The 26,373-nt window shown below is 36.1% G+C and carries 23 protein-coding genes; 14 read left to right on the top strand and 9 right to left on the bottom strand.

Annotated features, from left to right (window positions below; genetic code table 11):
• Position 1: 1 nt before the first annotated feature.
• A complete protein-coding gene (locus BW936_RS17250; protein ID WP_076550683.1) occupies positions 2–1,195 on the bottom strand; it encodes an Nramp family divalent metal transporter in 1,194 nt (397 codons plus the stop codon).
• Positions 1,196–1,409: 214 nt separating this feature from the next.
• On the opposite strand from BW936_RS17250, the gene BW936_RS17245 reads away from it, so the two are divergent.
• Both BW936_RS17245 and BW936_RS17240 read left to right on the top strand, forming a co-directional pair.
• On the top strand, positions 1,410–1,856 hold the full coding sequence (locus tag BW936_RS17245) for a hypothetical protein (protein ID WP_076550681.1): 447 nt from the start codon (positions 1,410–1,412) through the stop codon (positions 1,854–1,856).
• 11 nt (positions 1,857–1,867) lie between these two features.
• A complete protein-coding gene (locus BW936_RS17240) occupies positions 1,868–2,431 on the top strand; it encodes a hypothetical protein (protein WP_076550679.1) in 564 nt (187 codons plus the stop codon).
• Positions 2,432–2,459: 28 nt separating this feature from the next.
• Here BW936_RS17240 and BW936_RS17235 read toward each other — a convergent pair whose 3' ends face one another.
• From BW936_RS17235 to BW936_RS17215, 5 genes are all read right to left on the bottom strand, one after another.
• Entirely contained in the window at positions 2,460–3,995 is a 1,536-nt protein-coding gene (locus tag BW936_RS17235) for a YifB family Mg chelatase-like AAA ATPase (RefSeq protein WP_076550677.1), read from the bottom strand.
• A gap of 2 nt (positions 3,996–3,997) precedes the next feature.
• Positions 3,998–6,391, bottom strand: coding sequence for a penicillin acylase family protein (locus BW936_RS17230; RefSeq protein ID WP_076550675.1), 2,394 nt, complete (start codon positions 6,389–6,391; stop codon positions 3,998–4,000).
• 109 nt (positions 6,392–6,500) lie between these two features.
• Positions 6,501–8,459 (bottom strand): protein-disulfide reductase DsbD family protein, encoded by a 1,959-nt coding sequence (locus BW936_RS17225; protein ID WP_076550673.1) that lies wholly within the window; start codon positions 8,457–8,459, stop codon positions 6,501–6,503.
• Entirely contained in the window at positions 8,456–9,766 is a 1,311-nt protein-coding gene (gene tilS, locus BW936_RS17220) for a tRNA lysidine(34) synthetase TilS (protein WP_076550671.1), read from the bottom strand. The genes BW936_RS17225 and tilS overlap by 4 nt, the downstream gene beginning before the upstream one ends.
• A 75-nt stretch (positions 9,767–9,841) precedes the next feature.
• Positions 9,842–10,378: an NADPH-dependent FMN reductase gene (locus tag BW936_RS17215; protein WP_076550669.1), complete on the bottom strand. Its 537-nt coding sequence runs from the start codon at positions 10,376–10,378 to the stop codon at positions 9,842–9,844.
• A 128-nt stretch (positions 10,379–10,506) separates the two neighbouring features.
• Between BW936_RS17215 and BW936_RS17210 the strand changes: the two genes are divergently transcribed.
• Positions 10,507–11,691, top strand: a complete 1,185-nt coding sequence (locus BW936_RS17210) for a heparan-alpha-glucosaminide N-acetyltransferase domain-containing protein (RefSeq protein ID WP_076550667.1) — start codon at positions 10,507–10,509, stop codon at positions 11,689–11,691.
• 84 nt (positions 11,692–11,775) lie between these two features.
• Here BW936_RS17210 and lpdA read toward each other — a convergent pair whose 3' ends face one another.
• Together lpdA and BW936_RS17200 are read right to left on the bottom strand one after the other, a co-directional pair.
• The gene (lpdA, locus tag BW936_RS17205) at positions 11,776–13,182 is read right to left on the bottom strand and encodes a dihydrolipoyl dehydrogenase (RefSeq protein WP_076550665.1); all 1,407 of its coding nucleotides are present in this window, start codon (positions 13,180–13,182) and stop codon (positions 11,776–11,778) included.
• 201 nt (positions 13,183–13,383) lie between these two features.
• Entirely contained in the window at positions 13,384–13,845 is a 462-nt protein-coding gene (locus tag BW936_RS17200; RefSeq protein ID WP_076550663.1) for an Lrp/AsnC family transcriptional regulator, read from the bottom strand.
• A gap of 246 nt (positions 13,846–14,091) precedes the next feature.
• Between BW936_RS17200 and BW936_RS17195 the strand changes: the two genes are divergently transcribed.
• The 11 genes from BW936_RS17195 (at position 14,092) to ribB (ending at position 25,127) form a co-directional block, all read left to right on the top strand.
• Positions 14,092–15,312: an aminotransferase class I/II-fold pyridoxal phosphate-dependent enzyme gene (locus BW936_RS17195; RefSeq protein WP_076550662.1), complete on the top strand. Its 1,221-nt coding sequence runs from the start codon at positions 14,092–14,094 to the stop codon at positions 15,310–15,312.
• A gap of 75 nt (positions 15,313–15,387) precedes the next feature.
• A complete protein-coding gene (nhaC, locus tag BW936_RS17190; RefSeq protein WP_076550660.1) occupies positions 15,388–16,866 on the top strand; it encodes a Na+/H+ antiporter NhaC in 1,479 nt (492 codons plus the stop codon).
• Positions 16,867–17,088: 222 nt separating this feature from the next.
• Positions 17,089–17,733, top strand: coding sequence for a peroxiredoxin (locus tag BW936_RS17185; RefSeq protein WP_076550659.1), 645 nt, complete (start codon positions 17,089–17,091; stop codon positions 17,731–17,733).
• A gap of 73 nt (positions 17,734–17,806) precedes the next feature.
• A complete protein-coding gene (locus tag BW936_RS17180; RefSeq protein ID WP_076550657.1) occupies positions 17,807–18,121 on the top strand; it encodes a thioredoxin family protein in 315 nt (104 codons plus the stop codon).
• A complete protein-coding gene (locus BW936_RS17175) occupies positions 18,102–18,362 on the top strand; it encodes a DUF6952 family protein (RefSeq protein ID WP_076550656.1) in 261 nt (86 codons plus the stop codon). The genes BW936_RS17180 and BW936_RS17175 overlap by 20 nt, the downstream gene beginning before the upstream one ends.
• A 116-nt stretch (positions 18,363–18,478) precedes the next feature.
• Positions 18,479–18,982, top strand: coding sequence for a thiol peroxidase (gene tpx, locus BW936_RS17170; protein ID WP_076550654.1), 504 nt, complete (start codon positions 18,479–18,481; stop codon positions 18,980–18,982).
• Between the two features lie 16 nt (positions 18,983–18,998).
• Positions 18,999–19,364, top strand: a complete 366-nt coding sequence (locus tag BW936_RS17165; RefSeq protein WP_076550653.1) for a diacylglycerol kinase family protein — start codon at positions 18,999–19,001, stop codon at positions 19,362–19,364.
• Positions 19,365–19,427: 63 nt separating this feature from the next.
• Complete coding sequence (locus BW936_RS17160) at positions 19,428–21,815, top strand: FtsK/SpoIIIE family DNA translocase (RefSeq protein WP_076550651.1); 2,388 nt, start codon at positions 19,428–19,430, stop codon at positions 21,813–21,815.
• 14 nt (positions 21,816–21,829) lie between these two features.
• Positions 21,830–22,474: an outer membrane lipoprotein periplasmic chaperone LolA1 gene (locus BW936_RS17155; protein WP_076550650.1), complete on the top strand. Its 645-nt coding sequence runs from the start codon at positions 21,830–21,832 to the stop codon at positions 22,472–22,474.
• A 74-nt stretch (positions 22,475–22,548) separates the two neighbouring features.
• Positions 22,549–23,988, top strand: a complete 1,440-nt coding sequence (locus BW936_RS17150) for an LptF/LptG family permease (protein WP_244156256.1) — start codon at positions 22,549–22,551, stop codon at positions 23,986–23,988.
• 2 nt (positions 23,989–23,990) lie between these two features.
• Complete coding sequence (gene ribB / locus BW936_RS17145) at positions 23,991–25,127, top strand: 3,4-dihydroxy-2-butanone-4-phosphate synthase (RefSeq protein ID WP_076550648.1); 1,137 nt, start codon at positions 23,991–23,993, stop codon at positions 25,125–25,127.
• An 11-nt stretch (positions 25,128–25,138) separates the two neighbouring features.
• On the opposite strand, the gene BW936_RS17140 is transcribed toward ribB, so the two are convergent.
• Positions 25,139–26,332, bottom strand: a complete 1,194-nt coding sequence (locus BW936_RS17140; protein ID WP_076550646.1) for a DegT/DnrJ/EryC1/StrS family aminotransferase — start codon at positions 26,330–26,332, stop codon at positions 25,139–25,141.
• Positions 26,333–26,373: the final 41 nt, after the last annotated feature.

The following is a 26,373-nucleotide window of genomic DNA, read 5'->3' as shown; positions in this document are numbered from 1 at the left end:
GCTACAAAATACCTAAAACGGTTAGTATACTTTTAGCACCCAATAAAACGGAAAGGAGAATAATTAGTCCGCCGAAAATATTCTGCGACAAAGAGTTTTTATATTTCCCCATGACTCCCGTTCTATTGACAACCCACAATAAGAACACCGCAATAACAGGCAATAACAATCCATTGGTTATCTGGGCGAATTTAATAATCTCAATAGGTTTAATTCCGAAGGATAAAAAGAAAACACCTAGCCCTAAAATAATCATCCATATCATTCTAAACTTAGCATCTTTAAATCCTGCTTTCCACCCAAAGCAACTATTTGCGACATAAGCTGCAGCCAAGGGCGCCGTTATAGCCGAAGTAATACCAGCCGCACACATTCCTATTCCTAAAAAATATAACGCTGCGGAACCGTACAATGGCTCTAAAGCTTTTGCCATATCTATTACATTGTTTACTTCAGATGAATTTATAGCAGAAGCAGAAATTATAATGCTAACAGAAACAAGACCTCCTAAAATAATAGAAACCAAGGTATCTCTTTTTACTAATTTTAAATCCTCTTTAGATTTCCATTTCTCACTTACCAAAGCTGCATGTAAAAAGAGATTATATGGAACAACGGTTGTACCCACTAAAGCAATTATAACGAGAATACCTTTTTCAGGTATTATAGGTACAAAAAGACCTTTAAACAGTTCCCACACATCTGGTTTGGTCAATATAGCCGTCATCACAAAAGAAAGACTCATGATAAATACTAGAACAATAAACACTTTCTCTAAAGCCTTGTAACTACCAAGATACAACAAAAGAAACGCTAAACCTGCTAATATAAAGGGGTACAGACTGCTATATTCCATACCAAACAAAGCTTCTAAACCTAAGGTGGCACCTCCTAGATTACCTGCTTCATACGCAGCATTCCCTATTATAATGGCAGAAAAGATAAGACCAATGACACTATTACGAATCCATGGATTATTTAGCTCTTGCTTAATTACATCTGCCAATCCCTTCTGTGTAACTATCCCCAGCCGCGCAGACATTTCCTGTAAAACATAAGTTGCTACAATTGATAACAACATGGCCCACAACAAACTAAATCCAAAATCAACTCCTGCCAAGGTACACGCCGTAACCGTACCTGGACCTATAAACGCTGCAGCTACTAGCACACCAGGACCTAATTTCTTAAACATTTAGTAAAATTATCATTCATGTAAATATAATTGGTAAATATGACATGGCTCACTATCCGCTGTATCATTTTTACCACAATTTTAACATTTTAAAATGCAGTTAATCTAAAATAGTGTAGTTCATCTAAAACTTATATGTAATTCACCGAGGAAACATACTAATCCTTAAATAACTTGGTTATAACTATCCCCAAACCTTAAACTTAACCTATTAATGATTTGTTTAGAATGTAAAAAAGAACTCGGTTATTTAGATCACAAAAATGCAATGGAAAGTGCAGGTGTAGAGCTTTGTGCCAAACATCATGAGCGAATAAAATTATTGATCAATAAACACAATACTTCCTTAGAAGCCATTCAGCTTTACTATGCCCTTAAAGCAGCAGGAGTAAGTTCAATGCTAGAATGGTGGGATGGTAAAAAGTCTATAGACATTGCCATTTCGCGTGTAAAACTTAATATTGAAATTGATTCTGAATATGAAAAACTCACTGAACACGAAGCTATTAATAATTTAGAAGAAGCAATGCATTCTTTTAAAAATGGATTTACCACCATTAGAATTCCCCATATTGTAGTACGTTATTATTTAAATGAAACTGTAAATAACATTATTGGTATTATGCAAGGCCTTAAAGCCAATATAAAAGTGATCAACTAAAAAAAACAGGTATGGAAAATTCTAAAAAAGCATTTAGAAACCCCATTAGAGCTGCAATTGCAACCCTTTTAATTGGAATGGCAATGCAAATACTTCACTGGGCTTATTCTGAAGGAATCATTTTCATATCCTTTGCTGCCATACTCGTATTATACGCTTTTCGTTTTTTAAAGAAAAAAGAGAAAAAAATCGTTGATTTAATTAAAATGGCTTTGGTTCTTTTTTGGACGACCAACGGCATATTGACAATATTGGATTTTACCCATACACTGTTTTTTCAAATAGGTACGGCATTCACCTTCATCATATGGTTTGCAATGGAAGGTACTTCATATTTCATGTCTAAAGATGGAAGTCTAAACAATAGTATGACTGAAATTATATGGAATTTTGTCATGAGCATAGGTGTGATTACGCTTATTTGTGGTGGACTCATGCATTTGTTAAGTTGGGATTACTCCATACCTGTACTTACCCTTGGACTAACCATTATTACAAGTTACATACTTAAAGATATTTTCACTGCACCCAAGAATAATGAAGACGATGCTAATAATGAAGAACTATTTTCTTAAAATACATCCTCCATCAATACTGATAAATTTACCCCAACCAACCCTCTCTATCTAATGAGCGGTATTGAATGGCTTCAGAGATATGAATCCCATCCAAATCCACGGCACCACCTAGATCCGCAATAGTTCTTGCCACCTTCAAAATTCTGTCATAAGCCCTGGCAGAAAGATTCAATCGTTCCATAGCATTTTTCAACAAGGCTTTAGACTTCTCATCCAGCTTACAATATTCGCGAATCTGTTTCGTATTCATTTGAGCATTGTAATGCACATTATCCAAATCTTTAAATCTGACAGTTTGCAATTCTCTTGCTGCGGTCACCCGTTTTCTGATATCTACACTCCCCTCTCCTTTTCGTTCCTCGGATAATTTCTCAAACGGTACGGGAGTAACCTCAATATGAATATCTATACGATCTAAAAGCGGACCTGATATTTTACTTAAATACCGTTGCATTTCTGCAGGTGACGAGGTCACCGGCGCATCTGGATCATTGAAATACCCTCCCGGGCTAGGATTCATACTTGCCACCAACATAAAACTACTTGGGTAGGTAACGGTAAACCTAGCTCTAGAGATTGTTACTTCCCTATCTTCTAATGGCTGACGCATTACCTCTAAAACGCCACGTTTAAATTCTGGTAATTCATCTAAGAACAACACCCCATTATGAGAAAGGGATATTTCTCCCGGTTGCGGGTATGCACCACCGCCTACAAGTGCGACATCCGAAATGGTGTGATGTGGGCTTCTAAATGGTCTTTGACTCATTAAACCCATATTCTTAATCTTCCCTACCACACTATGAATTTTGGTAGTTTCCAAAGCTTCATGTAAGGTCATTGGTGGCAAAATTGAGGGTAATCTTTTTGCTAACATAGTCTTACCAGCACCTGGAGGACCTATTAAAATAATATTATGTCCGCCTGCAGCGGCAATTTCCATGCAGCGCTTAATACTCTCTTGTCCTTTTACATCAGAAAAATCAAACTCTGGAAAATCTAGATTTTTATAGAACTCTTCTCTAGTATCTATGATGGTTTGCTCAAGTGGAGTACCTTGATCAAAGAAATCCAAAACTTGTTTGATATTATCAATTCCGTACACCTTTAAATCTCCAACAATTGCCGCCTCTTTAGCATTGGCAGTAGGTAGAATAAAACCAGTAAATCCTTCTTCTTGCGCTTTTATAGCAATTGGCAAAGCTCCTTTTATGGGTTGTAGGCTACCATCTAAAGACAATTCCCCCATGATAATATACTTCTCTATATCTTCAGATTTTATTTGACTGGATGCTGCTAATATCCCAATAGCCAAAGTAAGATCATAAGCGGAGCCTTCTTTACGAAGGTCGGCAGGAGCCATATTTATGGTAATTTTTTTACCCGGAATTTTATATCCGTTATTCTGTAATGCAGCTGCTATTCTGTAATTACTTTCTTTAATGGCATTATCCGGCAACCCTACCAAATGATAACCAATTCCCTTATTGATATTTACTTCAACAATGATTGTTGTAGCCTCAACCCCAAATACCGCACTTCCATAAACTTTTGTAAGCATTTTCAATCCTTTGGCTTAAAAGTAAGGATTTCTTTACTCTTTTGAATATCAGCCTTGTTCATCATCATTTTCCGGAATTCTCCTTTCACAAACATTTCTGCCTGGTCCCGATAGTGCTTACTCAACGGGTTACCAGATTGCCCGGTTGGCAGAATACTAATACTGTTTTCAACATCGGAAAAATCTATAATTCTTCTGGTAGATGGTCCGGATGTGGTTTTATAAAATCCGGTTTTATCATATGAAAATGCCATATTATTAATTACTTCCCTTGCACCATGAACAGGAAATGGGCCTACATTAAAAAAGGAACGTAAAGATGCTATCTGGCCAATAGGGTGTGGATGTTCAATGCTATGCACTTTTTCCCATTTCCAATTACTCATATCATTACCAAAATCCTTTTCTAAAGAAGCTACGGCATCCATAAAAGATGTATTTACTATATTTGTTATATTTTCTTGAATATCGGCAGTATTTACGTCATCTAACCATACAGATTCTTCGTCTTTAGAGAGCGGTGCTATCAATCGTTTTACAAAATGGGTACTTATAAATTGATTGAATAAATCTTCTTCCAATTCATCTTCAAACGTGTTCTCCAAAAAATAATACGCCCATCTATTATAAATAGTGGCTTCTATGGAAGACAACTTGTAATCTCCGGTCCACATTTTTAAACTATCAATTGCTTTCAATCCGTTTTCACTCAATAAAGAGACATCAATATACTGAGACAAATTGGTGACTATTTCTGGGTCTACAGAAGAAATAACGTCCGTAATCATGTCACTTGCCGTATCTAAATCCCAATCATTTTTAGGCTCTAACAACTGAACTATCCGCTTTCCTCTATTTTCTGGCAAATAATAGCCTGGGTAAAGCATACCAGCAATAGAATCTGGCTGGTTATTGGCAGAATAAACATAGTTGCTTGGCGGATTTATAGCCTGCGGATTCTTATTAAAAGGTATCCATTCTTTTTCTACCGGAAGCCCCTCCCCTACTTCAAAAATTAATTTGGTATTCACAGAATCAGGAATATTATAAAGTTGTGCTGTGGCAAACCAAGCCACATTTCCTTCACTATCACCGTACATAATATTTAATCCCGGAGCATGAATTTTTGGTAAGGCTTTCTTGAACTCCTTAAGATCATTAGAGTGACTTAAACCAAAAAGTGCGTCTATGACCTTATTGTCCATTTGCGTGTATAGCCAAGACATAGCAATGGGTCTTTCTCCCTGTAGTTGATCAGCTATTCCATTTAAAATTGGACCATGGTTCGATTTTTTATAGGTAAACTCAACTTCAGATGAATCTTTAACCTTAAAAGACTTCGTTATAATTTCATAGTCCACATACCCATTTTCAGATAGGTATTGATTCTCGTTAGCAGGATTATTCTCTTCAAAATAGAAATCAACATCATCATTCTCGAACATGGTTAATCCGTATGCAACTTTTCTATTATGTCCTAACAATGGAAATGGTATACCTGCAATGTGGTATCCGTATTTAGAATAGGTAGGGGTTTCTATATGAGCTTCAAACCAAACCGAAGGCTGGGCAAAACCTATATGAGGGTCATTGGCAAAAATGACCTTTCCGTTCTTTGTTTTCTCAGGGGCAATCACCCAACTATTACTCCCTTCGAACAACGGAATATCTAACGCACCTAAAGCTTTGTTTACCGAAGCCGTAAGGTTGTTTTGAATAGTGTCTGTTGCCGTAGGGTTGTAGTTCTTAATCCATTCCGTATCTATACTAGACCCTACATGTAGGTCATTTAAATATTCAGGTCCTAATTTGGTATATATGGTAGTTAATAGAGGATCTGTTTTATGGGCCATAGCAAAACTAAAAGCCATATAGCCAATAGTATTATACATATCTTCCAAAACAAATTCTTTCTTATCTATACCCGTTAGATAAAACTCTACCGGTGTTGGTCCTTCCTTTATAAATTGATTGATACCATCTAAATAGGCTTTAGCCAAAACAACCCCTTCATTGTTCTCATCTGCATTAGCAGCTGTCACTTTAGAAGCATCTGCAATACCTAGCGACAAAAAGAATTTATCAGTACCAATTAAATCTGCACCAAAAACTTCTGACAAACCGCCACTGGCAATTCTTCTAAGAAGCTCCATTTGCCATAGGCGATCTTGCGCATGAACATACCCTAAAGTTCTAAAGGCATCTTTTTCGGTCTCTCCATAAATATGTGGAATACCGTATTCATCATAAAAGACATTTACCTCATTTGTTAGGTCCGTAAGTTCTTTTTCACCTGAATAATCTGGCTGTAAAGTGTATGCGAATATTCCGCCAACAACGATCAAAAGGGTAATAACAACCAATAGGAAAACTCCTATTCTTTTTAATGTTCTCATAGTTTGGTTTGGAGGTATTGTTTCCCCAAGTTAAAACTATTTTTCACAATAAACACTTCGTAGATCTGCTTTTTATTGACAAGTAGTCCACATCTTACAAAACTTTAAATTAATTATTGTTACGCAATCCTTCTAACAACCAGTTTTTATAGGTAGGAACATCAGAATTTTGAATAGATGTATTCAGCACTTTCAAATCTGGCGAAAGTAACACGTAAAAAGGCTGCGAAATAGAACCAAAATTCACATCTTGAAAAGTGCCCCATTTTTGGGCAATATTGCTAATTTCCTTTACGCGGCCACTGTCAAATTGAAAATTAAATTGTTCAGCTTCAGGTAGCTCTTCCCTATCATCTGTATATAATGAGATAAGTATATAGTTTTCTTTTATGATTGGGAAAACCTCTGGATCGCTCCAAACATTTTCCTCCATTTTTCTACAGTTTACACATGCCCAACCTGTAAAATCTAAAAGGATTGGCTTGTTAACTTTTTTTGCATAAGCCAAACCTTCATCAAAATCCTTATAGCAATCTATCCCTAAAGGACAATCAGTCTCTTGTTCAAAAACACTATAAAACTCAGGTGGTGGAAATCCACTTAACAATTTCAAATTGGTGATATTGGTAACACCCAAAATCATGTATATAGTAAATGCACCACTTACAAAAGCAGCTACTTTTCTACTTAATGATAGTTTTTTTATTGGACCGTCATGTGGAAACTTATATAAGCCAAATAAGTATAAAGTCATGGCTATACCTAGCACGATCCAAATACCTAAAAATATCTCACGCTTCAATATTCCCCAATGCCCAACCAAATCTGCATTGGATAAGAATTTTAACGCCAAACCTATTTCCAAAAAGCCTAATACTACTTTTACCGTGGTCATCCACCCACCAGATTTTGGAAGAGAATTTAACCATGCCGGAAAAAGCGCAAACAGCGCAAACGGCAATGCCAAGGCTACACCAAAACCGGTCATACCGGCGGTAAGGTTAGAAGCTACTTCTCCCTCTGCCAAAGTAGTGCCTCCTAATAAACCACCTAAAATAGGTCCTGTACAAGAGAAAGACACAATTGCCAAGGTTATAGCCATAAAAAAGATGCCTAACACACCGCCAACCTTAGAGGATGCATCATCCATTTTATTTGCCCAAGAGCTTGGTAATGTTAGCTCATAATATCCAAAAAAGGAAAAGGCAAAAAATATGAAGATCACAAAGAATAATAAATTCAACCAGACGTTAGTAGCGATGGAATTTAGAATTTGAGAATCAACAGAATCGAATAAATGAAATGGCAGACTTAGTAAAAAATAAATAAGAATAATAAAGAACCCGTATAACAAGGCGTTTAAAATTCCTTTAGATTTGTTTTGAGAATGCTTTGTAAAGAATGACACCGTTAAAGGAATCATAGGAAATACACACGGAGTCAATAGTGCAATTAAACCTCCAAGAAAACCTAATCCAAAAATTACCCAGATATTAGTTGTCTCCGCAATAGTATCTTGGCCATGAGTAAGTAATTCTTTATTCTTTAAATCTAATCGTAACTCTTGCCCTAGCGCTAGACTTCTATCATCAACGGTAGTTATGACCTCAGCTTTTGTACCATCTAAAGTAAAGATGAATTTCTTATCCATAGGGATGCAAACCTCTTCACATACCTGAAAAAACAAGTCAACATCTATCTGATTAATTGCCGGATCCAATATTTTAATTCGCTGCGTAAATGTTGCGTTTTCTTTGAAGTAAGTTTCCTCTACCTCAAAAATTTCACTATACTCTTTTATTGTCTCACTCTCCGTAGTCCCACCAATCAATTCATAAACAGTTCCATTTCCATTATAAGTAAACTCACTTGGCAGGGAACCAAATTCTGATGTAAATTGAGAGTACATATGCCAACCATCTAAGATTGTAGCCTGCATCACCAATTCATATTCCAATTCTGAAATCTTGTTGATTTGTTGCTCCCATACTACGGGATTATCTTCTGTTTGTGCGAAAGTACCAAGCGGCAAAACAATTAAAAGTAATAAAGTAAAAAATCTAATCATGTAAATTCTATTTTTAAAATCTCTTGAGCGGTATCCGTAACCCTAAAACGATGATCCGCACGCATACCAATAACCCAAATAATTTGCTCACCTGAGCACAACAACCAAGTTGCTTCTTTAGACAAGACATCTATTTTCTCATCTTTAAAAAACTTTGATAATTTCTTTTTACGGTTTAATCCAATCGGATAAAAATAGTCGCCCGTTTTCCATTTTCTTACTGTCAACGGATATTTTAATGCTTTCTTTTGAACAAAAATTACTGTATCCGTATTATCATGACGCTCAGAAACCTCAGAAAACTTTATGTCCACCGGAAGGTTCAAAGGTACCTTTTCTTCCGTAATCAGATACTCTTGAGTATTCAATTCATTTTCCATGATTTTGGACAAAATCAATACATCTCTGTTTTTGACCAAAACATGAGAATTAGACACCAATTGTTTGCCACTAAGACCATCTAACAGTGCTTTAAGATTATCCATTTCCTTGAATCCGTAAACTCTAAATAAACCATGCAAATAAGTGGATAAAGGCTGTAATTTTTTCAATTTTGAAATTTCCACTTCTATTCTGCCATCTTTTTCTACAAACAGTTCTTCTTTCAAGTGCTGAAGATATGCCGAGGCAATGGTTTCCGTTTGCTGTAAATAGTCCTGCGTATTTTTAAAATTAGCTGTAAAAGTAGGATGGAGTTCATGCAATTTAGGAATTATCTCCAACCTAATTTTATTGCGCAAATACTTGGCATCTGCATTACTGGCATCTTCGCGCCATTCCATTTTTTGCCCTTTTGCGAACAACTCTAATTCTTGCCTTGTAAATGGCAACAATGGTCTTCGTATATCATTTATTTTAGCGGGAATCCCCGTTAAACCATCAATACCGGTACCTCTGGATAAATTGATTAAAAAAGTTTCTAAATTATCATTTGCATGATGTGCCGTTAATAGAAAAGAACTGCTATGCTCTTTAAGTAACTGAGAAAACCAAGCATAACGCAATTCACGTGCTGCCATTTGCACAGAGACCTTATGCTTATTTACATAACCAAGGGTATCAAAATGAGTTACAAAAAACGCTTTATCTATCTTTTGAGCATACTTACGTACAAAACGTTCATCACCATCACTGGCTTTTCCTCGTAACCTAAAGTTACAATGTGCTATAGAAAATTTTAAGTTTGTTCTATGGCATAATTCTACCAGCACGGCGCTATCAAGACCTCCACTACAAGCAATGATGAAGTGAACATCTAGCAATTCTGGAAAAGAATCTTCAATATGTTTTTTAAAAGCCTTTAACACAAACCAAAGGTAACGAAGTCCTATAATTTAAACAGGGAGGCTAAGAATAATTTAACTTAAAACATAGGGGCCAACTTACGAAATAGCTTTTACAAAAGAGATGACTTTCTCTGCATGAACTTTGGACAACTCGTCATTAATTATACCTTTTTGCTCATTGAAGTTCTCACTATAACGAGGTAATGAGAAAGATTCAATTACGGTACCCTGAAATCTAGCAAGCATCTTTTCCGCAATTTCTAACGCTCCACTTGCTCCACGACCACCGTATGAGGTAGCCATTAATAGTATTTTCTTATCCGCCAAAAACTTAACATCTAACCTAGATAACCAATCCATCGTATTCTTAAAATATGCAGAAGGGTAGCTATTGTGCTCATTTACAGCGACAATCAATCCTTTTGCATGGGTTATTTCATTCTTAAATTCTACCAATGAATTGGAAAATCCGTTTTCATTTTCTATATCTTGACTATACATAGGAAATGGATACTTGGACATATCCCTCAACTTCACTTCTCTTTCCTTTATTAAACTAGCAGTAAACTTTACCAATTTATAATTAATGGATACGGAAGAATTGCTACCTGCAAATGCTAAAACATAACTCATAGACCTATTTTAATGTGTAATTGCGAATTTAATTTAATTACAGCGAACCTTAGAATATTTTATCTAATTTTGCGCCTTTAAACATCTAAACATACTGTTTTATAGGTATATAGGATATAATTGTGATAATGAGCAAAGCTACGTCAAGATTGTTTTTTTTAGATGCCATAAGAGCTTGGGCAATTTTAATGATGCTTCAGGGTCATTTCATTGATGGCTTGTTGGATAATGCCTTCAGAGACAACTCTAACATACTGTTCAGTACATGGAAATATTTTAGAGGAATTACTGCGCCGGTATTCTTTACCGTATCAGGATTCATATTTACATACTTACTAATTCGATCAAAGCAAACGGGTTGGTCAAACCCAAGTGTTAAAAAAGGTATTAAACGCGGACTAGAATTATTGGTCATCGCCTACCTTTTACGTATCAATATTTTTGGGCTGTTCAAAGGTGAAATTTATGATTCGTTTTATGTGGTGGATGTGTTGCACTGCATAGGACTTTCACTGCTGTTTATTATTGGGGGTTATATGCTAACTTTTGCAAAACAAAAATGGATTTTCCCTACTATACTGGCAGCTACGACCCTTTTGCTATTTGTTTTAGAACCCATTTATAAAGCATCTAGCTTTGAGTTTTTACCACAAATATTGGCTAACTATTTTACGAAAACAAATGGTTCTGTATTTACGATCATACCTTGGTTAGGCTATGCAACTATAGGTAGTTTTATGTCGGTGTTATTTTCTAAGTATCAGGACAATAAAAACTTATATAATTATATTGTACCTGCGTACATAGCAACCGGACTAACATTAATATTCCTTTCTTCAGATTTTTTCCTTTCTGTTTATGATACCACGGGAATTCAATTGTTTAAATCCATCTTCAGCAACAACTATTTATTCATTCGCTTAGGTGATGTGTTCATAGTTTTCTCCATATTTATAGTTTTAAGAAAATTCTTGATGAATGCTACTTGGCTTAGAATTGGCCAAAGCACCCTATCTATATACATTATACATTTTATTATTTTATATGGTAGTTTTACCGGTGTAGGCCTATACCGATTCTTTCATCATTCACTGAATCCGTACTTTGTGGTTTTAGGCGCAATACTTTTCATGTTTTCGAGCACCTATTTAGCTTTAAAATATGAAGACCATAAAGTAGAAATCAAATTTAACATACGCTCAGTTTTATCCACTACAAGAATTTACTTAGAGCAATTTGCAATTATTGCTTTTGTAGTATTAAGGACAGCGACAGAAAAAGTATTGCGTGTGCTAGGATTGATCAAAAATTAACCAATACTCCTTAAAATTTTAGCTTATTACAAAATAAAAAGGCAGCCATTTGGCTGCCTTTATCAATAGTACTTTCTTCTCTACCTATATATGTAATGCACGATTATCAGTAGCCGCTAATGCCGCTTCTTTAATGGCTTCTGCATACGTTGGGTGAGCATGGCTCATTCTAGAGATATCTTCGGCAGACGCCCTAAACTCCATCGCAGTTACCGCTTCAGCAATTAAATCGGCACAACGTGCACCTACCATGTGTACACCTAAAACTTCATCTGTCTTTTTATCTGCAAGAATCTTTACAAATCCGTCGGTATCCATACTTGCCCTAGCACGACCTAATGCACGCATTGGGAATTGACCAACCTTATATTCAACACCTGCTTCTTTTAATTCTTCTTCTGTTTTACCAACAGCAGCAACCTCTGGCCAAGTATAAACTACACCAGGTATTAAGTTATAATCTATATGTGGTTTTTGACCTGCTAATATCTCAGCAACCAAAGTACCTTCTTCTTCAGCTTTGTGAGCTAACATAGCACCTTTGATTACATCACCAATAGCATAAATATTATCAACATTTGTTTTCAAATGCCCATCAACAATTACCTTACCTCTTTCATCAAGCTTAACACCCGCGGCATCAGCATTTAATCCGTCAGTATATGGTTTTCTACCCACAGCAACTAAACAATAGTCACCTTCAAAAACAACCTCTTCTCCTTTTTTGTTATCTGCCTTTACAATTACCTGATCTCCTTTTCTTTCAACAGACTTTACTTTGTGCGACAAGGCAAATTTTACTTTTTGCTTCTTCAACACCTTGGTAAGTTCCTTAGAAAGTGCAGCATCCATTCCTGGAATTATGCGATCCATAAACTCTACTACAGTAACATCTGCACCAAGTCTTTTGTATACTTGACCCAATTCAAGACCAATTACACCGCCACCAATAACAATCATATGTTTTGGCACTTCTTTAAGCTCTAAAGCTTCGGTAGAAGTAATGATGCGTTCTTTATCTAATTTTATAAAAGGTAATGTTGAAGGTTTAGAACCTGTAGCGATAATGATATTTTTTGCTTCAATTTCTTCTGTTTTACCATCGTTCTTTTTAATATTCACATGCGTAGCATCTTTAAAGCTACCCACACCTTCATAAACGGTAATTTTATTCTTATCCATTAAGAACTCAATGCCCTTAGTGGTCTGATCAACAACGCCTTGCTTACGGGCAATCATTTTTTCCAAGTTCACTTTTATCTCACCAGGAATTTCAATACCGTGCTGATCAAAATGTTTAATAGCATCTTCATAATGATGAGAAGAATCTAACATCGCCTTAGAAGGAATACACCCAACATTTAAACATGTTCCGCCTAAAGTGGAATATTTTTCAATTATTGCAGTTTTCATTCCTAGTTGCGCACAACGTATAGCTGCCACATATCCTCCAGGTCCTGAGCCAATAATGGCTACATCATATTGATCCATAAATTTTATTTTCTAATGTCTTACAAAATTAATACTATTTTTAGTTTTAGAACTCATTTTCATATATTGTTTAGAAGCTAAAATGTTAGCTTTTATAACAGTTTATTACCGTTTTTAATCTTTTATTAAGGCATTTGCATCAAAAACCTAAATACTTTCATAAAATACTACAACGCTAATTCTCAATTAAATTGAAACAAGTTACAACAGCGGTATAGCCGTAGAATGTTTCACCTCTTTTATGGTAAGAGAACTTTGGGTACTACCTATATGACTCATAGTCGTTAATTTGTTGACCATAAAATTTCGGTAGGCCTCCATATCTTTAACGTGTATCTTTAATAGGTAGTCATTGTCGCCACTTAAATGGTGACATTCAACCACTTCTTGCAAACGCATCACCTGTGCCTCAAACTGTGCAATATTATTCTTTACATGCTGTACTAGCTTTACATGACAGAATACGGTAAAATTTCTATCAACAACGCCCTTATCAACCAAAGCCACATAACTTCTAATGGCCCCCACCCTTTCTAACCTTTTAATACGTTCATAGATAGCGGTAGTTGAAAGTCCTAATTTTAAAGCATATTCCTTGGTCGTCTTTTTACTATCTGTCTGCAACAGCTCTAAAAGCCTATTATCCGTCTGATCTAATTTCATAATGATTGATATTCTAACAGTTACATTAAAATTACAAAATAATAGAATTAAAATCTAAAATATAGTTTTTATTAGTTTTAGATGCTGATTAATCAACTTCTTATTGACAATCTTACAGTCAAAAATTATATTTACTAGATACTATTTTTAAAAGCACAATGAACGCCTGCGCCTGGATCAAAATTAGATTTTCAGTTCAATGCCTTGCTAGTTTTCCCCCAGGCTGTTCACTTAATTTAATATACCATGAGCCATAAAAACAGCAATAATTTACAGGATTTACAATATTTTGGAGAATACGGCGGTGTAAACCCTTCCATTTCAGATGCATCAACATACACCTTCATTTCGGCAAAAACAATGTTCGATACCTTTGAAGGTAATACAGAAGGTTGTTATTTGTATAGCAGACATTCTTCACCTTCCAATTTATATTTAGGTGAGGCATTAGCTGCATTAGAAGGTACCGAAAGTGCGAATGTGACCGCAAGCGGTATGGGCGCAATTACAGCGGTAATTCTACAATTATGTAACGCCGGCGATCATATTATCAGCAGTAGAACTATTTATGGAGGCACATATGCCTTCATGAAAAACTTCTTAATCAAATTCGGAATTAAAACTACCTTTCTAGACATTACAGATCTTGACGCGGTAGCCGCAGCTATTACACCAAACACTAAAATGATTTATTGTGAAAGTGTAAGTAATCCGCTTTTAGAAGTTGCTGACATTTCTGCACTTTCATGTATTGCCAAAAAAAACGAATTACCCCTAGTCGTTGATAATACATTTTCACCATTAACCATTTCACCGGCAAAATTAGGAGCGGACATCGTTATTCATAGTCTTACAAAATTCATTAACGGAACTAGTGATTGCGTTGCAGGTGTTGTTTGTGGGACAACGGAATTTTGCCTAAGTCTTAAAGATGTAAATAACGGTGCCGGAATGCTATTAGGTAGCACTTTAGATAGTCTACGTGCAGCATCCATTCTAAAAAATATGCGCACGTTACATATTCGCATGAAAAAACATAGTGAGAATGCCCAGTTCTTAGCTGAAAAATTTGAAAAAGATGGTCTAAGAGTGGTATACCCAGGATTACTTACACATAGCGGACATCTGATAATGAAAGGTCAGATGAATCCGGAGTACGGTTATGGAGGACTACTAACCATGGACGTAGGAAACTTAGACAATGCCAATGCTCTTATGGAATTAATGCAAGAAAGAAAATTAGGATATTTGGCAGTAAGCCTTGGATTTTACAAAACATTATTCAGTGCACCTGGAAGCTCTACATCTTCTGAAATTCCCTTAGAGGAACAAGAGAAAATGGGACTTGGCAACGGACTCATTAGATTTTCTATAGGTTTAGATGATGATATCCAAAGAACCTACCTGTTAATGAAAAAATGCCTAGAAGACCTTAACATACTGTCTATTAAAAACATAAAGCCTTAATCTTTCAATTTTAAAATGGGTTTGCACATCCGTAACAGAAATCGTAATATTACGTAGAAACCAAACTCTTTTTTAATGTCAGACCAAAATACCAATGAACACCGGGAAAACGAGCATATCGTTGACAATAAAGAATTAAGTATTTTAGCCGCTTTAATCCCCGTTATAGCCCTGATTGCTATGTTGGCATACAATGTTTATGTCTTTGGTGATGACGCTTTAAGTGGTTCTAATCAGTTCATACTTTTATTAGGTGGCGCAGTTGCCGTGATTGTTGGCTTTATGAACAAGATTTCCTATAAGCAAATGATCGCCGAAGTAGAAGAAAATATTAAATCTACCACAGGCGCGCTTCTTATACTTTTAATGGTAGGCGCTTTGGCGGGTACTTGGTTGGTTAGCGGGATCATTCCCGCAATGATTTACTACGGGCTACAAATTCTTAATCCAACAATATTCTTAGCGGCATGTGTAATTATTTGCGCGATCATTTCCGTGGCAACAGGGAGCAGCTGGACAACCTCTGCTACCGTAGGTATTGCTTTAATAGGTATTGGAGAAGCATTGGGAATTTCTTTGGGCATGACCGCCGGTGCCGTTTTATCTGGCGCATATTTTGGCGACAAACTATCTCCTTTAAGCGATACCACAAATCTAGCACCCGCCATGGCAGGAGGAGAATTGTTCTCACATATTAAATACATGATGTGGACAACCGTGCCAACTATAACGGTTACTTTAATAGTATTTCTAATTATAGGTTTTAGCCTAGAGACTAATGGAAATGCTGACGTGGATGCCATCTTAGCATCTATAGATTCTTCTTTCAACATAAACGGCTGGTTGTTTCTTGTACCAATTGCGGTTATAGCATTAATAGTCAAAAAAACGCCTCCGTTAGCGGCCTTATTAATAGGTACTTTACTAGCTGCTTTTTTTGCTTTAATCTTTCAACCTAACGTAGTTGCTGGTATTACCGGCGCATCAGAATTAACGTTTCAATCTGGCTATCAAGGAATATTAAAAGCTATCACCGTTAGTACAGACGTACCTACAGATAACAAAGCATTGAGCGATTTATTTTCTTCTAAAGGAATGACAGGTATGTTAGGTACCATTTGGTTAATTATCTGTGCTATGTTTTTTGGCGGAATAATGGACGGCATAGGTGCCTTGTCAAGAATAACAAAGTCTTTGCTTAAAATGGCAAAATCAACATTTGGTCTATTCTTTAGTACGGGTATTAGCTGTATCGTCTTAAACGGTACTGCTTCTGATCAATATTTAGCAATTGTTGTACCAGGAAAAATGTTTTCCAAAGCGTTTAAGGATAGAGGTCTAGCTCCAGAAAATTTAAGCAGAACATTGGAAGACACCGGTACGGTAACATCGGTATTAATTCCTTACAACACTTGCGGAGCCTATCACAGTGGCGTTTTAGGGGTTGGTGTAGCAGAATACTTTGTCTATGCGATCTTTAATTGGCTAAGTCCTATAATGACGTTCATATTTGCCGGATTCAATATCAAGATCAAAAGGCTAACTTCAAAATAAAGCCAAATAACAGTTTCAACATATCACCATTATATTGATATAATACTGCTAATTTCACAATTTTAAAGTGTAACATCTAGATTATTCTCACCAAAACAACACTGTTTCTTTAGCTATTCAAAATAGTTATTCTTGCATTGAAATTTCTAATTTAGAAAGTCTCTAATCCTTCTTTCAAGTCTTAATTTTGTGTTTCAATAAATTATAAAACGAAAACATATTATGGCATTTGTAGGAAAAAAATTCCCAAATATTAGTGTAAACGCAATGAACGACATGGGCGATACTTTTAAAGTTAATGTATTAGAAGAAGCTCAAAAGAATAATAAAAAAGTGGTTCTTTTCTGGTACCCAAAAGATTTCACTTTTGTATGCCCAACAGAACTGCACGCTTTTCAAGCGGCCATTGGTGAGTTCGAAAAAAGAAACACCATAGTAATCGGTGCTTCTTGTGACACTCCAGAAGTACACTTTGCATGGTTAAGCACAGATAAGGACAACGGTGGTATTGAAGGTGTTACTTATCCAATACTAGCAGATAGCAACCGTAACCTATCTAGCGTTTTAGGTATTTTGGATATCCAAAACGAAGTGTACGACGAAGAAACTGAAACTGTTCAGGTTGAAGGTGACAATGTTACTTACAGAGCAACCTATATTATTGATGAAGAAGGTGTTGTACAACACGAAAGCATTAATAACATGCCTTTAGGTAGAAACGTTGGCGAATATTTACGTTTAGTAGATGCCCTAACCCACGTTCAAGAAAAAGGTGAAGTTTGCCCTGCAAACTGGGAAGAAGGTAAAGAAGCTATGTCTGCAAATAGAGATGGTGTTGCCAGCTACCTTTCTGCACACGCTAACTAAGTAGAACAAACTATAGTGAACATGAAGTAAAATTGCTTCATGTTCATTTTATTAATCTTTAAATAACTTAATTATGTTATTAGAATTAGAACAAGATAATTTACAGGAAATCATAGATAATAATGCAAATGTTGTAGTTCAATATTCTGCAACATGGTGTGGTAACTGTAGGATTATGAAGCCTAAATTCAAAAAAGAAGCTTCACAAAATGAGAACATTACATTTGTATTGGCAGATGCAGAGAAATTTCCTGAATCCAGAAAGCTAGCAGACGTAAGCAATTTACCTACCTTCGCTTCTTTCGAGAAAGGGAAAATTAAAAACCAGGTTCAGACTAATAAGTATGACCTATTAAAAGATTTGATCAGTGAGATTACCCATAATTAAATTACTGACAGAGTTCATTGAAGAAAAAGATAGCGATTTTGTTCTAGAGACCATAGAAACTTTAGAAGCGCTTACAGAACTACCTTCATTAAAAGATGAGGAGCTTGATGTCATCGGCGAACTCATCTCTAACATGTACGGTGCCATTGAAGTTGCGAACAGCATAGAACAAGGCACACCAAAGAAGGATGCTATGAATCAGTTTATGCAGCGGGTTTTAGGCTCCATAGACAAATCATAGCTTTAAAAAATACAAAGTCCTTTCAGTTTTGAAAGGACTTTTTTTTTATCATATTCCCGCTCGTTTCAGCTATATATTTTATAATTTCACAATCTCAATTATAAAAAGAAAAAGTTATGGCTTCGGTTACACTAAAAGGAAACGAAATACACACAATAGGATCTTTACCTGCAAATGGCGAAAAAGCTCCAGAATTTCAATTAACTAAGAATGACTTATCTACCGTAAAACTTTCAGACTATGAAGGTTCTAGAGTAGTACTAAATATTTTCCCAAGTGTTGATACAGGCACTTGTGCACAGTCTGTTCGCCAGTTTAACCAAGAGGCTGCTGAATTGGACAACACTATTGTACTTTGCATTTCTAAAGATTTACCATTTGCACAAGCTAGGTTTTGTGGTGCTGAAGGCATAGAGAATGTTGAAATGCTTTCAGATTTTAAAGATGGTAATTTTGGAAAAGGTTACCACGTAGCATTTTCAGACGGTCCTTTAGCCCCGCTACTTTCAAGAGCCGTTGTTGTTGTAGACGAAAAAGGTAATGTATTGTATACGGAACAGGTTGCAGAAACTACAGAAGAACCAAACTACAAAGCAGCGTTAGAGGCGTTAATGAACTAAAAACAAACGACTCATTATGCCGCAAGAATCCTTTTTGGTAAATCGTATTAAAAGTGTTGGCTTTGCCCTAAAAGGTGCCTTCCTTTTAATACGGACCGAAGCAAGTATAAAAATTCAGGTTTTCATTACTATAATAATGACTGCCGCAGGTTTCTACTTTGACATTTCAAGTACCGAATGGATTCTACAAATTTTTGCAATTGCACTTGTTTTAGGAATTGAAGGAATGAATACGGCGGTAGAAAAAATTGCAGATTATATTCAGCCAGAATTTGATGTCAAAATCGGATTCATAAAGGATATATCTGCTGGTGCCGTTATGCTGGTTTCTATCGCATCTACCATTATTGGTCTTATCATTTACTTACCAAAGGTTTTATAGTATAGTCGGTAGTTTTCCCTAGCTTATCGTAAATTTGTAATTTAGCATCAGAATTAAGCATTAATGGCAAAAAAGGCATCTAAATCAAAGCCAAAACCTACTAAAAAACGAGTACCGTTTAAATTATCCAAACAAAATAAAATCATTTTGGGTAGTTTGTTAATGCTTTTTAGTATTGCGTTGTTCTTTTCTTTTATATCGTTTTACTTTAATTGGCAAGACGACCAAAGTCTACTGACCGAGTTTAAGAATCGTAATGAACTAGCAAAAAACCTACTGAACAAATTTGGAGCAAGCATAAGCCACTTTTTTATGTACAAGGGCTTCGGTCTTGCTTCTTTGATCATTCCGTTTCTTGTATGCATTACAGGAATATATCTCTTTTTGGGAATGCCTCTAAAGGCGTTGTTCAAAAAATGGATTTGGGGTTTGTTGTTTATAATTTGGATTTCTATAGCCTTAGGCTTTTTTGCCACCTCTAGCCCACTATTAGGAGGATTGGTAGGATTTGAAATGAACGACTTCTTACAAGATTACACCGGTAAAATTGGGGTATTGCTATTATTGGTGTTCGGACTTATATTTATTCTAGTACGATTGTTCGATGTTACTCCTGAGGGAATCTCTTCCTTTTTTAAATCTAGAAAAGAGGCGATATCCACAGAATTCAAGGCCAACCAAGAACGTAAGGCCAGCAAAAAGAAAGAACAAAAAGAGCAAGAAGAAATGCCTACCACTTCCCTAGAGGAAGAAACGCCGGTTATTTTAGATACTTACACTCATAAAGCAGAAATCCCTCATTTAGAAAAAGAAGATAAAACAAAGGATTTTGAGGTTACCGTTCCTGAACCTGAGCCTGAAGAAACATTGGCTATGGAGGTAGAGTCGGTTATTGAAGAACCAGAAGAAGTTGATGTTCTTGCCAACAAACTGGTAGATGATTTTGGTGAATTTGACCCAACCTTAGAGTTAGGAAATTACAAATTCCCACACATAGACCTCTTAGATCAGCACGGCACAACGGGTGGTATCACTATTAACCAAGAAGAATTAGAGGAAAACAAAAATAAGATTGTTGAAACTCTAAAAAACTATAAAATTGGTATTGCCCAAATTAAGGCAACCATTGGCCCAACGGTAACCTTATACGAAATAGTACCGGAAGCGGGCGTTAGAATATCAAAGATCAAAAACCTTGAAGATGATATTGCCTTGTCATTGGCAGCCTTAGGTATACGCATCATTGCTCCTATTCCTGGCAAAGGAACCATAGGTATTGAAGTACCTAACAAGAATTCTTCAATAGTTTCTATGCGTTCGGTAATTGCTTCAAGTAAGTTTCAGAAAGCGGAAATGGAATTACCAATTGCTTTTGGTAAAACTATTAGTAACGAAACCTTTGTGGTAGATCTAGCAAAAATGCCTCACTTATTAATGGCTGGCGCTACCGGTCAAGGTAAATCTGTAGGTTTAAATGCGGTATTAACCTCATTACTATACAAAAGACATCCGGCAGAAGTAAAATTCATTTTGGTGGATCCTAAGAAAGTGGAACTTACGCTTTATAATAAAATAGAACGTCATTTCTTGGCAAAACTTCCAGACTCTGACGAAGCCATTATTACCGACAATACCAAAGTTATTCACACACTGAATTCCCTTTGTATTGAAATGGATAATAGATACGAGTTGCTAAAATTGGCAATGGTACGTAACCTAAAAGAATACAACACCAAGTTCAAGGCCAGAAAACTGAATCCGAACGACGGTCATAAATTCTTACCGTACATTGTATTGGTTATTGATGAGTTTGCAGATTTAATCATGACGGCCGGTAAAGAAGTAGAAACGCCTGTTGCCAGACTGGCACAATTGGCAAGAGCTATTGGTATACATTTGATCATTGCCACGCAAAGACCTTCTGTAAACGTTATTACAGGTATCATTAAAGCCAACTTCCCTGCAAGGTTGGCATTTAGGGTAACTTCTAAAATAGATTCAAGAACCATTTTAGATACCGCAGGCGCAGATCAATTAATCGGTAGAGGAGATATGTTATTTACACAAGGTAATGATGTCACCCGTATTCAATGTGCCTTTGTAGACACGCCAGAAGTAGCCAAAATAGTAGAATTCATTGGTAGTCAGAGAGCTTATCCAGATGCTCACGAATTACCTGAATATGTTGGTGAAGATTCTGGCACGAGTCTTGATAATAACGTGTCTGAGAGAGACGCTAAGTTCCGTGAAGCTGCTGAAGTTATTGTAATTGCACAACAAGGTTCAGCCTCATTAATTCAACGAAAATTGAAATTAGGCTATAATAGAGCCGGTAGAATTATAGACCAATTAGAAGCAGCAGGAATTGTAGGTCCGTTTGAGGGCAGTAAGGCCAGACAAGTATATGTGGCAGATATGGTTGCCCTTCAGCAAATATTGGATAACGAATAATATTAAAAAAAGAGATGAAGAAGATTATTATTGTAATGACCATTATGCTTACTACAGCCTTTGCCAACGCACAAGGTTCTGAAAAAGCAAAAAGCTTATTAGATGAGGTTTATAACAAAGTGCAAAGTTATGACAACATATTTGTAGACTTTAAATTTGATTTAAAAAATACTGAAGCAGGAATAAACCAAGAAACAAGAGGAGATGTTACGTTAGCAGGAAACAAGTATATGTTCAATTACCTAGGTTCTCAACAAATATTTGACGGTAACAAAGTATATACCATAGTTCCCGAAAATGAAGAAGTAACCATTGAAGATAAGTCAGACGATGAAAATGCCATGACACCTTCAAAGATGTTGACTTTTTACAAAGAAGGACACAATTATGCCTGGGACATATTACAAGATGTACAGGGCAGAAAAATACAATACGTTAAATTGACCCCTATAGATTCTGATACCGAAATAAAATCAAGATTATTAGGTATAGATATGGGTACAAAACATATTTATAAGCTTATTGAGACAGGTAAGAACGGAACAAAAACTACGATCACTGTTAATTCTTTTAAAACAGATCAAACTTTGTCCAAAACCTTATTTACTTTTGATGAAGCCAAATACAAGAATGAAGATTATTTCATTCTAAGAAATTAGAACTATTGAGAATACTAGACCGATATATCCTATCAAGGTTCGTCTTTAATTTTGTCAGTTCGTTTGTAATATTGATGTTCATCTTCATATTCCAAACGATTTGGCTTTTTATTGATGATCTCGCGGGCAAAGGTCTTGATATCGTCATCATTGGTAAGTTTCTGTTCTATCTAATGCCAGACCTTACTGAAAAAGTACTCCCTTTGACAGTGCTATTATCTTCCATTCTCACCTTTGGATCCATAGCGGAGAATTACGAATTTGCCGCAATGAAGGCTTCAGGCATTTCTTTACAGCGTTCCATGTTGAGTTTGATCATATTTGTTACCATTTTAGGCGGAGTCACTTTCTTCTTTGCCAACAACGTCATTCCCTTATCTCAACGTAAAATTTACAATTTACGTAGAAATATTGCTAAGGTTAAACCCGCTGCTGTAGTTTCTGAGGGTGTTTTTAGTGATTTTGAAGGTATGAATATTAAAGTGGATGAGAAATATGGAGAAAACGATCGTTTCCTTAAAAACGTTATCATCCATACAAAATCAGCCAACAATATTAACACTAGGGTTATCAAATCTGAGTCTGGTGAACTGATCAGCAGTAAAGATTCCGACGTAATACAATTAGTCTTGAAGGACGGACACATGTACCAAGATGTGGAAACGAAGAGCAATGACAAAAAAATGAAGTTCCCCTTTGCTCAGGCTGATTTTGATACGTATACGATGAATATCGAAATTCCTGAAATCAACAATGATGAATTAGAAGAAGAAAGAAATATTAGTACGGATAAAATGAAGAACATATCTCGTCTTACAAAAGATATTGATTCTTTACGAGGCGACAATTACCGTATTGTTCGTGCTTTTTCTAAGAATATTGAAGGAAGAACAGGTTTATTTATCCCATTGGTAATCAAAAATAAAGATACTACCAAGGCGAATATGGTAACTAAAAAAGATTCTATTATAGCGTCAAAGGCAGTTTTAGCTAAGCAAAATACGGCCCTTCAAGACTCTATAAACAAGAATTTTCTTGTCCTATTTCCAGACTGGCAACAAATACAAATTTTAAACAGTGCCAAAAATGCTACTAAAAGTATTCTTGGTACCGTTAGTGGAAAGAAAGAAGAAATGCAGAAGCGGTATAAAATATACAATATGCACATTCTTTCTTTACATAAGAAATATGCTTTAGCATTTTCCTGTATCATTCTTTTCTTTGTGGGTGCTCCGCTAGGTGCCATTATTAGAAAAGGCGGATTAGGCTTGCCTATGGTAATCGCCATAGTACTGTTCCTCATTTATTATTTCATAGGCGTTTTTGCAGGAAACTATGCCAAAGAAGGTAATATACACCCAATGTTAGGTGCTTGGCTAGCAACGCTTATCATGCTACCTCTAGGGGTTATATTAACAAAGAGAGCTACGGAAGACAAGGGAATGATGGATTTTGGTTTTATAGCCGATTTCTTCAAAAAACTATTTAAGAAAAAAGATAAAGCTGATTCATAACCATGACAGATCTTAGTACTATACAACTGAATACCATAGAAGAGGCTATCGAAGATATTCGCGCCGGTAAAGTAATTATTGTGGTTGATGATGAAAATCGTGAAAATGAGGGGGATTTTTTGGCAGCGGCAGAACTCGCAACACCAGAAACGGTCAATTTTATGGCTACCCATGGCAAAGGTCTTATTTGCGCCCCTTTGACCGAAGGTCGCTGTAAAGATCTTGGCTTACATATGATGGTCAGTACCAATACCGATCCTTTAGAAACAGCATTTACCGTATCCGTAGATTTAAGAGGGAAAGGAGTTACCACTGGTATTTCTGCCGGTGACAGGTCTAAAACTGTAATTGCGTTAACTGAGAACGATACTAAACCTCATGACTTGGCAAGACCAGGACATATATTTCCTTTAGTAGCCAAGGAAGGTGGCGTTTTAAGAAGAACTGGACATACCGAGGCTGCCATTGATTTTGCTCGTTTAGCAGGATTGCAACCTGCAGGTATCATCGTTGAAATCATGAACGAGGATGGTACTATGGCCCGATTACCCCAACTGGTAGAAGTAGCTAAAAAGTTCGATTTAAAAATTGTATCAATAGAGTCTCTTGTTGCCTATAGAATGGAGCATGATAGCTTAATTGATAAGGAAACTGATTTTGAAATTACCACACGTTTTGGTGCTTTTAGACTTAGAGCCTACAAACAAACTACTAATAATCATATCCATATTGCTTTGACTAAAGGTTCATGGTCATCAGAGGATAAAATTCTAACCAGAATCAACTCTACTTTAATCAACAATGATATTTTAGGAACCTTGACCCATAACCCAGATGAGCAATTAGAGGATATGTTCAGGAAAATCAATGAAGAAGGCAAGGGAGCCATTGTGTTCATTAATCAAGATTCAGAATCATTGAACCTACTTTCTAGATTAAAAGAGCTGAAAGAACTACAAAAACAAGGCATACACAAAGCCCCTAAAATTGAAATGGACCAACGTGACTTCGGAATTGGAGCACAGATACTACATGACTTAGGTATTCACAAAATGAAACTAATGACCAATAGCACCCAAGGAAAACGCGTAGGAATTATAGGTTACGGATTAGAAATTGTTGAATACGTGTCCTACTAACCAACCTATATTTAAGAAAATTTAGCAAGTACTTCTTTCATTTTTGCAGCACGTTCAGCAACCTGTTCTTCTGTCCAGCTTAGTTTTATGAGGCAAGAAACGGTTCTACCGATCCATGCATCAGATTTTGAGAAGTCAGATTTAGCATAGTCGGGCAACTGATCAACAACCTCTTGTGGTAATTTACCTAAAGATTTCTTAGAAGTTAGATGCTCCCATTCTTTGTAGTAATGCCAGTTGTTATCAAACCAATAAAAACAGGCATCCACACCCGCATCACCTAACGCCGTGTGTGCTTTCTTGGCTATTTCTTGTGTAGGTAAAAAGAAAGATAAAAATGAATAATTCTCTACTCCGCCATTAGGTACCTTTCTAAAGGTAATATTTGAAAGTGGCGATAAGGCATTTCTTAAAACGGTATAATTCTTTTTTTGGATAGTTAAGAAATCATCTAACCGTTCTATTTGAGCACACCCAACTGCTGCATGTAATTCTGATATTCTAAAATTATAACCTAGAAACGGATGCCTTTCCGCCCCTCTATTATCACCAACATGATCATGCCCATGATCAGAGTAATGATCGGCATTTGTTTTGTATTCTTCATTATTGGTAATAATTGCCCCACCTTCACCACAGGTAATCGTTTTCACATAATCAAAAGAAAAACAACCTAGGTCTCCATAGCTTCCTAACGGCTTTCCTTCAAAACTACCACCTATAGCCTGGCAAGCATCTTCTAACAACAGTAAGTTATACTTATCACATATAGCCTTCAATGCTTTTAAATCTGCCATAGAACCGCACATATGCACCGGCATCACTACTTTTGTTTTATCGGTTATAGCGTTTTCTACAGCTGCTGGATTCAAGGTCAACGTTTCATCTACATCAACCAAAATAGGTATTGCACCAATTGCCAAAATAGATTCAAAACTAGCTACAAAAGTAAAGGTCGGCATAATTACCTCGTCCCCTGCTCCAATGCCTGCACTAGCTAAAGCCACCGTTAAAGCAGCCGTGCCACTACTTACTAATTGTGCATATTTTGTGTTCATTCGTTTGGTCAAAGCTTCTTCTAGTTCCAATGCCTTCCAATGGTTATTACGCATTCCGTCAAAACCATACCGCATTAAAACACCGGAATCCAAAACATCTTGAACTTGACTTTTTTCACTCTCACCGAACAACTCAAAACCTGGCATGCTAACTATTTTATATTATACTACAAATCTTATTTAATTTA

The sequence above is a fragment of the Maribacter ulvicola genome (assembly GCF_900155985.1).
In the GTDB taxonomy this organism is placed as follows: Bacteria; Bacteroidota; Bacteroidia; order Flavobacteriales; family Flavobacteriaceae; genus Maribacter; species Maribacter ulvicola.
This window is presented reverse-complemented; position numbering and strand designations above follow the sequence as displayed.